Genomic DNA, 13311 nt, shown 5'->3' on the forward strand with positions numbered 1-13311 from the left:
ATGAAGGCTTGGACGCGATGACGCCAGAGACGGACACCGATGCCGCCCCCGCCGCCACCCGCATTCCCGGCCCGCTCTCGGCGCTCGGCCTCGCCATCGTGGGGCTGACCGTTGTCGTCGACCAGTTGTCGAAATGGATCGCCGACGCCAATCTGGTCTACCAGCAGGGCATCGAGCTGATCCCGTCCCTGCTGGCGCTCTATCGCGTCAACAACACCGGCATCGCGTTCTCGCTCGGCAACAGCGCCGACAGCCTGATCCTGATCGCGCTGACGGCGGTGGTGACGGCGGTCGTGATCTATGTCTGGCGCGGCTCGACCGAGGGCGGCCGGATCGCCGCCACCGGCTTCGCGCTGATCGTCGGCGGCGCGCTCGGCAATCTGATCGATCGCGTCTGGCACGGCCACGTCATCGATTTCCTGTTCCTGCACTGGAACGAGCGCGGCTTCTTCGTCTTCAACCTCGCTGACGTCGCGCTCACGATCGGCCCGATCCTGCTCGCCTGGGTCTATCTGTTCCAGGCCGGCAAGAAGGGCTGAGAGCGCTCGAAGCCCCTCACCCCAGCCCTCTCCCGCAAGCGGGAGAGGGGGCAAGCCGGCGCTGGTCGGCCGCGCTTCGACCTTTGTGACACCCGTCAGCCCAAAAGCCCTCGCCCGCTTGCGGGAGAGGGTTGGGTGAGGGTCTTACTTGGAATCTCTAAAACACCGTTCCGTCGCTCTCGATGATCAGCGGCGGGCCGCCATCGGCGCGCTTTTCGCGGGCGATGCGGCGGCCGGCCGACCAGGTGCCGCCCTCCAGCACCTTCGCCAGCGGCAACGAATCGGCATCCAGCCCCAGCTTGTCGCGGATCAGTTGCGCGGTGCGGTCGAGCAGCGCCACGGTCAGCGCCCGCCATTCGACGATGAACTCGTCGCCCGCCTTCCAGCGCCGCTTCACGGCGGCCGCATCCTTCGGCACCAGCACGCCCAAATCGAGGAACAGCCCGCCATTGCGGTATTCCGGCAGGCCGGTGAGTCCGTCGAGGTCGATCACCTCGACGCCGGTCCAGATCAGCGGTTCGATCAGCGAATAGGTCAGCCACTGCGACAGCTTGTGGAACGGCATCAGACCGGCGGTGGCGTCGTCGGTGACAAGCTTGCGGTGCTCGAAGGTGTCGCCGAGCGCCACGCCGTCGCGCAGCAGCCGGCCCGGCCAGATCGGCCCGAACGCCTCCAGCACCAGTTCGAGGATTCTGGGCGCCGACACGCGGCCGTCGGCGTCGGCGGTGGCGAGCACGGCGTCGAACAGGCCGCCCGGCCGCGCCTCGCCGGTGCCGAAGAGGTCGGGCCGGTCCGCGACCACCCGGCCGAGCGCGTTCAGCAGCCTGGCTCGGCCGTCGAGCCCGACCATCGGGTTCTCGGCCGTGACCTGGAAGCCCTCGGCGAGATCGGCCGCGTCGAGCACGGCGAGCGCAGCCGCGTCGGCCCGCAGCGGATCGGCCGGGTCCTGCGAGAACAGGCCCGAGGCGAACATGGCGAAGCTGGCGACCCCCAGCCCCTCGGACCGCGAGAAGGTCTCGCCGGTCGCCGCCTCGTGGTAGCGCCAGTCCGGTCCGGCGCCGGCATCGAGCAGCACGCTGACGATGGCGAGGTCATAGGCGGTGCGGCCGAAGCGGATGGGATCGGTGATGCCGGCCGCGTCGATCAGCCCGCCGAAGCGGTCGATCCGTCCGGCCTCGAAATGACGCCAGCGGGAATGGAACGGAATGTCGAGGTCCGGATAGCTTTCGCGCGCCGTGTCGATCACGAAGTCCGCCACCGCCGGCAGCCGGTCGAGGTCGATGGCGAAATGGTCGAGCTTGCCGGCGACGCCGAGTTCGAGCAGCCGGTTGGCGCGCTCGCGCACGGCGGCCGCGGTGAGAAGGGAGGGGATCGAGGCCAAGGGATGCTCCGGCAGGACGAGAGGTCGGACAGGGACAAGGTGTACGGCGTTTCCGAAGAGGGCGTAAACCCTCGCCCGGAGCGTCGCCCCGGCCTATTCCTCGAGGCGGAGGCGAGAGTTGCGTCCGTCCCGGCCGCTGGATGCCGTCTGCGGAGGTCTCCTTCCCGCAAGGGGGAGGGGACCGTTTGCGGCCCGCCCTCAGTATTTCTCCAGCGAGCGGCCGATAGTGTGGGCGAGCTCATCCGCCGTCGGCGGCGCGTCGGCGGTGAAATAGCCGGCCGCCTTCTTCGCCTCCATCTCGACGCGCGCATCGATCGGGATCAGTTCGTCCGGGATCGGCACCCGTTCGCCGATCGCGATGCCGGAGCCTGTGATGGCGTCGAACTTCATGTCCGACATCGAGACGAAGCGGTCGATCTTCGTGATCCCCAGCCAGTGCAGCACGTCGGGCATCAATTGCTGGAAGCGCGCGTCCTGCACGCCGGCGACGCATTCGGTCCGCTCGAAATAGGTGGCGGCCTGGTCTCCGCCCTCCTGCCGCTTGCGGGCGTTGTAGACGAGGAACTTCGTCACTTCGCCGAGCGCGCGGCCTTCCTTGCGGTTGTAGACGATCAGGCCGACGCCGCCCGCCTGCGCCTCCTTCACCGCCTCCTCGATGCCGTGCACGAGATAGGGCCGGCAGGTGCAGATGTCGGAGCCGAACACGTCGGAGCCGTTGCATTCGTCATGCACGCGGCAGGCGAGGCGGCGCGCCGGATCGGCCAGCGCGGCCGGATCGCCGAAGATGTAGAGCGTCATGCCGCCGATCGGCGGCAGGAAGACCTCGAGGTCGGGCCGGGTGACGAGCTCCGGATACATGCCCCCGGTCTGCTCGAACAGGGTCCGGCGCAACTGCTCCTCGCTGACGCCGAAGCGCCCGGCGATGCCCGGCAGGTGCCAGACCGGGTCGATCGCCGCCTTGGTGACGGCGACGTCGCCATTGTCGTGCACGATGGCGCCGTCGATCGGCAGCCGCTTCAGCCGGATCGCCTCGTGCAGCTCGATCATGGTGAGCCGCGCTTTGGTGATGGCGATGGTCGGGCGGATGTCGACGCCCTCGGCGATGCGGTCGGCGAAGATCTGCGCGGCGAGATGGCCGAACGGGTCGAGCGAGACGATCCTGCCGGGCTCCGACCATTGCGGATGCGGCCCGATCGGCGTGACCGGCGCGGTGTTGCGGAAATCGGGCCGCTGGATCGGGTTGAGCGCGCCGGAGGAGACGGCGAGCGCGCGATAGAGCGAATAGGAGCCGCCATGCGTGCCGACTGTGTTGCGGTCGGCCGGGTTCGACACGGTGCCGATGACGGGGCCGCGCTTCAGCGGATCGGCATTTCCCCAGCGGATCGGAAAGCGGACCGGCGCCTGGGCGCCTGGATGCGAGGTGAGACGGATATGCGTCGAACGGTTGATCGTCGTCATGATGCTCCAGCGAACCGGACTGCGAGAGCACGTCAGAATGGGCCGCGCCGCTGCGGAAGGGAAGAAAAATCGCGTGTTTGGAGCGGTTCCGCGAAGCGCGCCCCCTGCGTCATCCCCGCGCAGGCGGGGATCCATGCCGCCGAAGCATGGGGAGGCTCGCTTGTCCCGAAACCCGGCTGGATGGATCCCGGGTCAGGCCCGGGATGACGGCGAGGGTGGGGACCGTGGGTGTGTCCCCTCCCGCGTGAGGGAGGGGACGGGATGTGTCGTCCTCAGCCCGTGCGGCTGAAGCGGAACAGGGTTTCCTGGTGGTAGGTCTCGCCGGGCCGGAGCACCGCGCTCGGGAAATCCTTCTGGTTCGGCGCGTCGGGGAAGAGCTGCGCCTCCAGGCAGAGGCCGGCATTGGCGCCATAGACCTCGCCGTTGATGCCCTTGTCCTTCGAGGCCACCATCTGGCCGCCATAGAACTGCACGCCGGGCTCGGTCGAGGTGACTTCCAGCGCGACGCCGCTCTTCGACGAGGCGAGCACGGCGATCGGCTGCGGCGTCGAGACCTTCTCGCGCCGGACCACCATGTTGTGGTCGTAGCTCTCGACGACGCCGTCATGGCCCTCGCCGAAGCGGCGGCCGTTGCGGAAGTCGTATTCGGTGCCGGCGACGGGGCGGAACTCGCCGGTCGGGATCTTGCCGGCGTCGATCGGCAGGTAGGTTTCGGCCGGGATCGTCAGCACGTGGTCGCGGATGGTGCCGGCGCCGTCGAGGTTGAAGTAGCTGTGCTGCGCCAGGTTCACCAGCGTCGGCTTGTCGGTGGTGGCGGAAATTTCGGTCTTCAGCGTGCCGGGCGCCTCGATCGAATAGGTCAGCTCGACCTCGACCTTGCCGGGATAGCCTTCCTCGCCGTCGGCGCTGGTGATGCCGAGCGTCACGCTGGACGGGCTGGAGCGCAGCAGCGTCCAGACGCGGGTGCCGAAGCCGTCGAAGCCGCCATGCAGGTGGTTCGGCGCCTCGTTCTGCGACACCTGGTAGTCCTGGCCGTCGATCGAGAAGCGGCCGTCGGCGATGCGGTTGGCGAAGCGGCCGGCGATCGCGCCGAAATAGGTGCGGTTGCGCCGATAGGCCTCGATGTTGTCGTAGCCGAGCACCAGAGGATGCGGCACGCCGGCAAGCCGGATGTCCTGGATGACGGCGCCGAAGGTCAGGATCGTGGCCGTCAGGTCGCCGTTCGAAATGGTGACGGACTTGACGGGGGTGCCATCCGGCATCGTGCCGAAGGTGCGGGAAGTCATGGGCATTCTCTCCGTTGGGTGTTTTTCTCTGCGTTTATTATCGGCCCGGACCGGCGTGCCGGCCGCGGGCTTATTGGGATCAAAAGATCAGATCGTCTGGTTGTAGGCGCCGACTTCCGGATTCTCGCGAAGCGTCTCGTCGACCGATTTGAACATCTCGCGCATGCGCGCCTCCGAGACCGGGCTCTCGACGACGACCACCAGCTCCGGCTTGTTCGACGAGGCGCGCACGAGGCCCCAGGTGCCGTCCTCGTTGACGACGCGCACGCCGTTGACGGTGACGAGGTCGATGATCTTCTGGCCGGCGACCAGCTCGCCCTTCGCTCTCTTCTCTTCGAAGCGCTTCACCACCCTGTCGATGACGCCGTATTTCTTCTCGTCGTCGCAATGCGGCGACATGGTCGGCGAGCCCCAGGTCTTGGGCAGCGCGTTCTTCAGCTCGGCCATGCTCTTGCCGGGGTTGCGGTCGAGCATGTCGAGGATGGCGAAGGCGGAGACAAGGCCGTCGTCATAGCCGCGGCCGATCGGCTTGTTGAAGAAATAGTGGCCGGATTTCTCGAAGCCGGCCAGCGCGTTCAGGGCGTGCACCCGGCGCTTCAGGTAGGAGTGGCCGGTCTTCCAGTAATCGGCCTTGGCGCCATTGGCGATCAGCACCGGATCGGTGGCGAACAGGCCGGTCGACTTGACGTCGACGACGAAGGTCGAATTCGGGTGCAGCGCCGACAGGTCGCGCGCCAGCATCACGCCGACCTTGTCGGCGAAGATCTCCTCGCCCTCGTTGTCGACGACGCCGCAGCGGTCGCCGTCGCCGTCGAAGCCGAGGCCGACCGCCGCGCCATGCTCGAGCACGGCGTCGCGGATCGCGTGCAGCATCTTCATGTCTTCGGGGTTCGGATTGTAGCGCGGGAAGGTGTAGTCGAGCTCGGCATCCATCGGGATGACCTCGGCGCCGATCATCTCCAGCGCCCGGGGCGCGAAGGCGCCGGCCGTGCCGTTGCCGCAGGCGGCGATCACCTTGATCGGGTGCTTGAGCTTCGGCCGGTTGGTGATGTCGGCGAGATAGCGGGCCGGGAAGTTCTCGTGGAAGACATAGGAGCCGCCGCCGGAGAGGTCGAAGGCGGCCGTGAGCACGATCTCCTTCAGCCGGCTCATCTCGTCGGGGCCGAAGGTCAGCGGCCGCGCCGCGCCCATCTTGACGCCGGTCCAGCCATTCTCGTTGTGCGAGGCGGTGACCATGGCGACGGCCGGCACGTCGAGGTCGAACTGGGCGAAATAGGCCATCGGCGTCACGGCGAGGCCGATGTCGTGCACCTTGACGCCGGCCGCCATCAGGCCGTTGACGAGCGCCTGCTTGATCGAGGCCGAATAGGAGCGGAAGTCGTGGCCGGTGACGAGCTCGCGCGCGACGCCGAGCTCGCCGAGCAGCGTGCCGAGGCCCATGCCGAGCGCCTGCACGCCCATCAGGTTGATCTCGTCCCCGAACAGCCAGCGCGCGTCGTACTCCCGGAAGCCCGTCGGCTTCACCATCGGCTTCGATTCGAAGTCGTAGGTGTTGGGGACGAGCTTGGGTACCGGCGTCGGAAACATGGGGGACTCCCGTTCGAATAGGCTGGAGCGGAGATTGGCGTGGAAATCATTGCCAAAGCAACACCATAGCGGGTGCCGCCGGCAGGTTGCGCGCCGAAAGCGGCGGAATGCGCGGCAGGTGGCGCCGCGCCCGCGGCCCGCCCTCCGGTAAACCCGCGGCCGCCGCGCCGGTTCCGCCCCGGGCGATCGGTGGGACCCGGCCGGGCGTCGAACTCGCGCTTGACGCTTCGAGGCGCGCGCCCCTAACGTCCGCCGGCCCAGCCCGCCGACGACGGTTCGGCCGGCGCCGGGAATTTCCCGCCTTCCTGTTGTTCCTGCCCATGGAGAGCCGCGCGTGGCCCAGAAGCTCATTCTCGATGTCGATACCGGAACCGACGACGCGGTCGCCATCATGCTGGCGGCGCTGCACCCGGAGATCGAGCTGATCGGCGTCACCACGGTCAACGGCAATGTCGAGGTGAAGTTCTGCACCGACAACACGCTGCGCGTGCTCGACCATATCGGCCGTTCCGACATCCCTGTCTACGAGGGCTCGAACCGTCCCTTGGTGCGCGACAATTTCCCGGTCGCGCGCGGCGTCACCGATCAGGCGTCGAAGTTCCATGTCGAGACGCTGCCCGTGCCGGCGGCGAAGTCGAGGAAGGCCGACAAGGGCGCCGTCGACTACCTGGTCGAGACCTATCGCAATGCCACCGATCCGATCGTGCTGATGCCGGTCGGCCCGCTCACCAACATCGCGGCGGCGCTTGCCGCCGATCCGGATTTCGCAAAACGCGTGCCGGAGCTGATCATCATGGGCGGCGGCCACGAGATCGGCAACATGACGCCGTCGGCCGAGTTCAACATCTGGGCCGATCCGGAAGCGGCGGCGCGCGTCTTCAATGCCGGCTTCGAGAAGGTGACGCTGGTGACGCTCGACGCGACGCACCGGGCGCTGGTGTCCTATGCCGATTGCGACCATCTCGCCATGCTCGGCACCCCGGCCGCGCAGGCGACCTCCGACATCGTCCGCTTCCGCATCGAGATGCACGACATCGCCCAGAAGATGGACGTGCTCGGCACCGCGCCGGTGCATGACGCCGTCTGCGTCGCCTATCTGGTCGACCGCGAGATCCTGACGACGCGGCACCTGCATGTCGACGTCGAGACCGGCGGCGCCCTCACTGTCGGCCGCACCGTCATCGACACGCATTTCCGGGGAAACCGCGCGCCGAACGCCGACGTCGCCTTCGACGCCAACCCGAAGCGCTTCGTCGCCATGCTGACCGACATCTTCTCCCGCCCGCACGGGTAGGGCTCGGCAAGTCCGCTCTGCCATCTCCCCGGACTCAGGCGTCATCCCTGCGAAAGCAGGGATCCATCTTTCGAGGCAACGGGGGTCTCGTCCTGTGAAAACACGGCTGCATGAATCCCGGGTCAAGCCCGGGATGACGGCGAGGGTGAGACCTCAACCCCTCACCCGCCGCACTGCGTGCGTCGACCTCTCCCCCAGGGAGAGGTGAGCCGTCAGCTACCCCCGCCGCACGACCGCCTCCGACGGCACGTCGAAGCGGCGGATGTGTTTTGCCGTCGCTTCGTCGAGCGCGTCCTCGTAGCCGGCGTCGGCATAGCGCATGACGCCGAGCGAGGTGTCGTTGGTGAGCGCCCGGGCCAGCCGCTCGCCCGCCGTCGGCCGGCCGTCGGCGATCAGGGTCACGCCGGCCGACGTCATGTAGCCGGCATAGCCGCCGCCGCCGGAATGCACCGTGACGAGGTCGGCGCCGGAGGCGGATAGCGCCATCGCATCAAGGAGCGGCCAATCGGCGATCGCGTCCGAGCCGTCGCGCATCTTTTCGGTCATGATGTTCGGATGCGCCATAGCGCCGGCGTCGAGATGGTCGCGCGAAAAGGCGATCGGGCCGGAGAGGGCGCCTGATGCCACCATGTCGTTGACGGCGAGCGCCAGCTCGGTGCGGGCGCCATGGCCGAGCCACGCGATCCGCGCCGGCAGGCCTTCGAACGGCACGTTCTCGCGGGCGAGGCGGATCCAGTTGGTGACGATGGCGTTGTCGGGGAACCGCTCCAGCACGAGGTCGTCGATGCGGCGGATGTCGTCGGGATCGTTGGAGAGCGCCATCCAGCGGAACGGGCCGATGGCGCGGGCGAACAGCGGCCGAAGATAGGCCTCGGTGAAGATCGGGATGTCGAAGGCATTCGCGACGCCCGCCTCGCGCGCCTGGGTGCGGATCAGGTTGCCGTTGTCGAACACGACCGAGCCATGTCTCTGGAAATCGAGCATGGCGCGGACATGCGGGACGATCGAGGCGCGCGACAGCGCCATCAGTTTCGCCGGATCGCTCTGCCGCAGCGCCCGGACCTCGGCGAGCGGCAGGCCCGCCGGCACATAGCCGTAGACGAGGTCGTGCGCCGAGGTCTGGTCGGTGACGATATCAGGCACGATGCCGCGCCGAAAAATCTCGGGGTAGATCTCGGCGGCGTTGCCGACGAGCGCGACGGACAGCGCCTCGCGGTGATGGCGGGCATGCGCGATGCGCTGCAGCGCCGTGTCGAGGTCGGGCGCGATCTCGTCGACATAGCCGATCGCCTTGCGCTTTTCCGCCCGCTCGGGGTCGACATCGACGGTGAGGATGGCGGCATTGGCCATGCGGCCGGCGAGCGGTTGCGAGCCGCCCATGCCGCCGAGGCCGGCGGTCAGGATGAAGCGTCCCGCGAGATCGCCGCCGAAGTGCTTCTCGGCGATGCGCATGAAGATCTCGTAGGTGCCCTGGATGACGCCCTGGCTGCCGATATACTGCCAGGCGCCGGCGGTGAGCCCGCCCCAGCAGATCAGGCCCTTCTTCTCCAGCTCGTAGAAATATTCGGCCTTCGCCCATTGGCCGATGATGTTGCAGTTCGCCATGATGACGATCGGCGCCTGCACCTGGGTGCGGAGGAGGCCGATCGGCTTGCCCGACTGCACCACCAGCGTCTCGTCTTCCTCCATCGTCGTCAGCGCCTCGACGATGGCGTCATGCGCGGCCCAGTTGCGCGCCGCCTTGCCGAGCGCCGCATAGACGACGAGGCTGTCGGGATCCTCGCCGACCGAGAGTACGTTTTCCAGGAGCCGCAGCAGGCCCTCCTGCCGCCAGCCCTTGCAGCGGAGCGTCGTTCCCGAGGTGACGGGATAGCGGGGGTTCCGCATCACTTCCTGCCCTTCCGCTTCTTCTTCGGCGTCTCCTCGAACACATAGCGCGCGATCTCGATGCCCATAGCCGCCTCGACCGGCGGGTAGACGGAGGGATCGAGCACGCCGGCCGAGAGCGGGATGATCGCCTTCGGCACATGCAGCACATGCACGGTCATGCCGACACGGAGCTGGCCGACCGAGAGCGGCTCGCCGTCCTTGTCGAGCGTGGTGATCACGTCCGGGAAAGTGGCGAGGCGGGCGCCGCCGGCGTCGTCGATCGCCATGTATTCGTTCATCACATGCAGCGTCGTCGCCTGGTCGCCGCTGCCGATCACCACGGTGCCGATGTCGAAGGCGGCGTTGGTGTAGACGACGTCCTTCTTCGTGATCCGGCCGGAAACGGCGATGTGGCCGCCCGTCGTCCTGCAGATCGCGTCGATGACGGCGGCGCCCTTGCCGCGGCTAGTATGCCGGCCCTCGGCGGCGAGGATCGCCTCGCCCAGCGCCAGCGCCATCGAGATGCCGCCCAGCGCCGCGTTCTTCTTCACATAGCTGGCTCGCACCGGGTTGCGCGCCGAGGCGATGAAGCCGCCCGACATGTCGGAAGCGGTCCGGAGCACCGGCGACACCTTGGCCGTCGCGCCGCGCACGACCAGCTCGATGTAGCGGTTTTCGGCGCGGTTGCCGCCGACCGCCGTCTGGATCGTCGGTTCCGGCGAGGCGGCGAGCCCGATCGAGCCCATGTCGCCGGTCGGGTGCGCGCGGATGTCGCCGACGGCGTCGAGTACCCGCGTACCGAGGATGGCCGAGGGCAGCCAGCCGTTCAGCGTCGAGGAGCGGCCGTTCTGGCCCACCATCAGCGCGGCGATCGGCTCGCCCATCGCCTCCTGCAGCAGCCGTACCGCCTTGACGTAGTCGACGCCCTGCATCTCCCAGGCTGTGGTGCCGGCCGGCGCGCCGATCGCCGCGGCGGTGGCGACCCAGTCGTCCTTGGCGAGTTCCTCGACCGAGACCAGTTCGGGCCGGCCGATGCGCACCGCCGCGAGCCCGAGCATGCGGCCGTGGTCGGCCCAGCCGCCGCCGCCGGCCGCGTAGACCGAGCCGCCGCGCACGGCGGGCTCGACGTCCTTCTCGGTCAGGATGCGGCCCATGGTCGGTCTCCTTCTGTCAGGCGAGCAGTTTGTCGAGATAGAGCACGGCCTGGTGCAGCACGGCGGCGCCGGCGGCGACCTCGCCCGGCTCGGTCCATTCTTCCGGCGTGTGGCTGCGTCCGTCGCGCGAGGGAATGAAGATCATCGCCGAGGGCGCGACGCGCGAGAACCAGGCCATGTCGTGGCCGGCGCCGGACGCCATCCGGCGCGCCGCGAAGCCGAACTTCTCGGTCGACTGCTCCAGCACCTCGAGCAGCAGCGGATCGGAGAGCGCCGGACGATTGTCGGAGATGGCGCGGAAGCTGGTGATCTCGGCGCCGGAGCCGGAAATCGCCCGCTCGATCAGCGGCGGCAGCTCGGCGACGAAGCCCTCCATGAAGCTCCGCTCCTCGGCCCGCGCGTCGACCAGCAGCGTCACCCGGCTCGGCACGACATTGCCGGCATTGGGCTCGACGCGGAATTCGCCGACGGTGGCGACGAAATGGCCGTGGCCGGCGGCGGCGCGCCTCTGCGCGTCCTTGCGGATCACCGTGACGGCGGCGGCGGCGGCGACCAGCGCGTCGCGGCGCAGATGCATCGGCGTCGTGCCGGCGTGGTCGGCCTGGCCCTCGATGACGATCTCCAGTCGCGTGATGCCGGAAATCGCCGTGACGATGCCGATGTCGCGCCCTTCGTCCTGCAGCACCGGCCCCTGCTCGATATGCAGCTCGAGATAGGCCGCGATGTCGTCGCGCCGCGCCGCGCCGACATCGGCGGCGTCGCCGCCCATGCGGTTGATGGCGTCGTGCAGGATCTCGTGGCTGTCCGGCGCCTGGCGTCTGAGCTGCTCGGTCGAAAGCTGGCCCGCTATGGCGCGGCTGCCGATGCAGGAAAGCCCGAAGATCGAGACCTCCTCGGCCAGGCAGTCGATCACCTCGAGCGGGTGATCGAGCACGACCCCGTCGCGGTGCAGGCTGCGCGCCACGGCGATGCCCGCCATCACGCCGGCGGTGCCGTCGAAGCGGCCGCCGTCAGGCACGGTGTCGGTGTGCGAGCCGAGGACGATCGCCTTGTGGCCCGGGAAGCGGCCCTCGCGCCGGCCGATCATGTTGCCGGCCGTATCGAGCCGGACCGTCAGCCCGGCCTCGCGCATGCGCCGGGCGACGTAGGCGCGGCCTTCCAGGAATACGGTGGAGAAGGCGCGCCGGGTCCACGGCCGGTCGGGGTCCGTGATCTCGGCGAGCGCCATCAGGTCGTCCCAGAGCCGGGTCGCGTCGATGGGCAGATTGGTACGCATAAGGTTCAGATCTCGATCGGCAGGGACGCGGGGGGACGCACGAAACGGCCCGAGCCGGGCTCGGCCAGGACGTTCCGGCCATCGAAGACCGGATTTCCGCGCAGGAACGTGCCGCTCACCCGCCAGGGGAGGGTCATGCCGTGATACGGACTCCAGCCCACCACATTATGCCCGCTCGCCGCCGCGTCATAGAGCTGCGGCTCCGGCGTCAGCACGATGATGTCGGCATCCTTGCCGACCTCCAGCGCGCCCTTTTCATGGTCGATGCGGAAGTGCCGCGCCGGGTTCGCCGCCATCAGCCGCGCGGCCCAGGTGAGCGGAATGCCGCGTTCCAGCGCGCCCTTGACGAAGAGCGGCACCATCACCTCCAGCCCCGGCACGCCGGAGGCGTTGTCGAGCATGGCCGGCCTGGTCTTGCGGTCCTCCGACCACGAGACATGGTCGGTCGAGACCAGCGTGACGCTGCCCTCAGCCACCTGCCGCCACAGTGCCTCGACCTCGGCGCGCGGCCGGATCGGCGGATTGATCTTCGCCTTGCCGCCGAGCCGGCAGACGTCGTGCTCCTCGTCGAGCGTCAGATAGTGGATGCAGACCTCGACCGTCGCCGCGTGTCCCTCGGCGCGGTAGCGCGCGGCGAGTTCCGCCCCGCGCGCCAGCGAGGAGTGAACGACATGCGCCGGGCAGCCGGTCATAGCGCCGGTCTCGAAGATCTCGACATCGGCGAGGAGTTCCGTGATCGGCGGCCGCGACAGGCCATGCGCCCGCCAGTCGGTGATGCCGGCGGCGCGGACGCGCGCCATGTGGGCGTCGACCGCCTCGTGGATCTCGTTGTGGACGCCGGCCGTCAGCCCGGTCGGCGCGATGGCGGCAAAACAGTCGGCCAGAAGCGCCGGCGCGATGCGGGGAAACCGCTTCGGGTCGGTGCCGAAAGTGGAGAACTTGAAGGCGGCGACGCCGGCCGCCACCATTTCGCGGATGCGCGACGTGCCTTCCTCTGGATCGATCGTGCCGTAAAGCGCGAAATCGACGCGCGCCTGCGCGCCAGCATGCGCCACCTTCCTCCGCACCGCCTCGGCCGAGCAGACGAGATTGCCCTCGTCATAGGGCATGTCGACGATGGTGGTTACGCCGCCGGCCGCCGCCGAGCGGGTCGACCAGATGAAATCCTCCTGGTCCTTCTGGCTCAGCGAATGCACCTGCGCGTCGATGGCGCCGGGCAGGATCAGGGCCTTGCCCAATTCGTGCCGTTCCGGCGCCGAAGGCGCTTCGCCCTGGCCGACCATCGCGATCCTGCCGTCGCGCACGGCGACGAAGCCGCCCTCGATCAGGCGATCGGCGGTGACGACGGTTCCGGACAGGACGAGATCGAAATCGCTCATGCGGTCACCGGGGGGTTGGCTGGGATCGAATCGCGGGGGCGAAGCGTCCACGGCGCAGGCTTGCCGCCATGTTGACGGCTTTGCCGTC

General features: G+C 68.6%; 10 protein-coding genes. 2 read left to right on the forward strand and 8 right to left on the reverse strand.

Going from position 1 to position 13311, the window contains the following annotated elements; genetic code table 11:
* Positions 1–17: 17 nt before the first annotated feature.
* Complete coding sequence (gene lspA / locus WFK98_RS19760) at positions 18–539, forward strand: signal peptidase II (RefSeq protein ID WP_336801405.1); 522 nt, start codon at positions 18–20, stop codon at positions 537–539.
* Positions 540–696: 157 nt separating this feature from the next.
* On the opposite strand, the gene WFK98_RS19765 is transcribed toward lspA, so the two are convergent.
* The 4 genes from WFK98_RS19765 to WFK98_RS19780 form a co-directional block, all read right to left on the reverse strand.
* A complete protein-coding gene (locus WFK98_RS19765; RefSeq protein ID WP_336801406.1) occupies positions 697–1920 on the reverse strand; it encodes a URC4/urg3 family protein in 1224 nt (407 codons plus the stop codon).
* Positions 1921–2118: 198 nt separating this feature from the next.
* Positions 2119–3378, reverse strand: coding sequence for a GTP cyclohydrolase II (locus tag WFK98_RS19770; protein WP_266336893.1), 1260 nt, complete (start codon positions 3376–3378; stop codon positions 2119–2121).
* Between the two features lie 272 nt (positions 3379–3650).
* Positions 3651–4664, reverse strand: a complete 1014-nt coding sequence (locus WFK98_RS19775; protein WP_336801407.1) for an aldose epimerase family protein — start codon at positions 4662–4664, stop codon at positions 3651–3653.
* Between the two features lie 87 nt (positions 4665–4751).
* Positions 4752–6251 (reverse strand): phosphomannomutase/phosphoglucomutase, encoded by a 1500-nt coding sequence (locus WFK98_RS19780; protein ID WP_336801408.1) that lies wholly within the window; start codon positions 6249–6251, stop codon positions 4752–4754.
* 334 nt (positions 6252–6585) lie between these two features.
* Between WFK98_RS19780 and WFK98_RS19785 the strand changes: the two genes are divergently transcribed.
* A complete protein-coding gene (locus tag WFK98_RS19785; protein WP_336801409.1) occupies positions 6586–7545 on the forward strand; it encodes a nucleoside hydrolase in 960 nt (319 codons plus the stop codon).
* A 216-nt stretch (positions 7546–7761) separates the two neighbouring features.
* Here the strand turns inward: WFK98_RS19785 and WFK98_RS19790 are convergent, their stop codons facing one another.
* The 4 genes from WFK98_RS19790 to WFK98_RS19805 are packed head-to-tail and all read right to left on the reverse strand — an operon-like array spanning position 7762 to position 13223.
* Positions 7762–9432 (reverse strand): urocanate hydratase, encoded by a 1671-nt coding sequence (locus WFK98_RS19790; RefSeq protein WP_336801410.1) that lies wholly within the window; start codon positions 9430–9432, stop codon positions 7762–7764.
* The gene (locus tag WFK98_RS19795; RefSeq protein ID WP_336801411.1) at positions 9432–10568 is read right to left on the reverse strand and encodes a DUF917 domain-containing protein; all 1137 of its coding nucleotides are present in this window, start codon (positions 10566–10568) and stop codon (positions 9432–9434) included. The genes WFK98_RS19790 and WFK98_RS19795 overlap by 1 nt, the downstream gene beginning before the upstream one ends.
* Before the next feature lie 16 nt (positions 10569–10584).
* On the reverse strand, positions 10585–11844 hold the full coding sequence (locus WFK98_RS19800) for a Zn-dependent hydrolase (RefSeq protein WP_336801412.1): 1260 nt from the start codon (positions 11842–11844) through the stop codon (positions 10585–10587).
* Between the two features lie 5 nt (positions 11845–11849).
* A complete protein-coding gene (locus tag WFK98_RS19805) occupies positions 11850–13223 on the reverse strand; it encodes a dihydroorotase (RefSeq protein WP_336801413.1) in 1374 nt (457 codons plus the stop codon).
* Between the last annotated feature and the right edge of the window lie 88 nt (positions 13224–13311).

It is taken from the genome of Kaistia sp. MMO-174 (genome assembly GCF_037147815.1).
Lineage (GTDB): Bacteria > Pseudomonadota > Alphaproteobacteria > Rhizobiales > Kaistiaceae > Kaistia > Kaistia nematophila.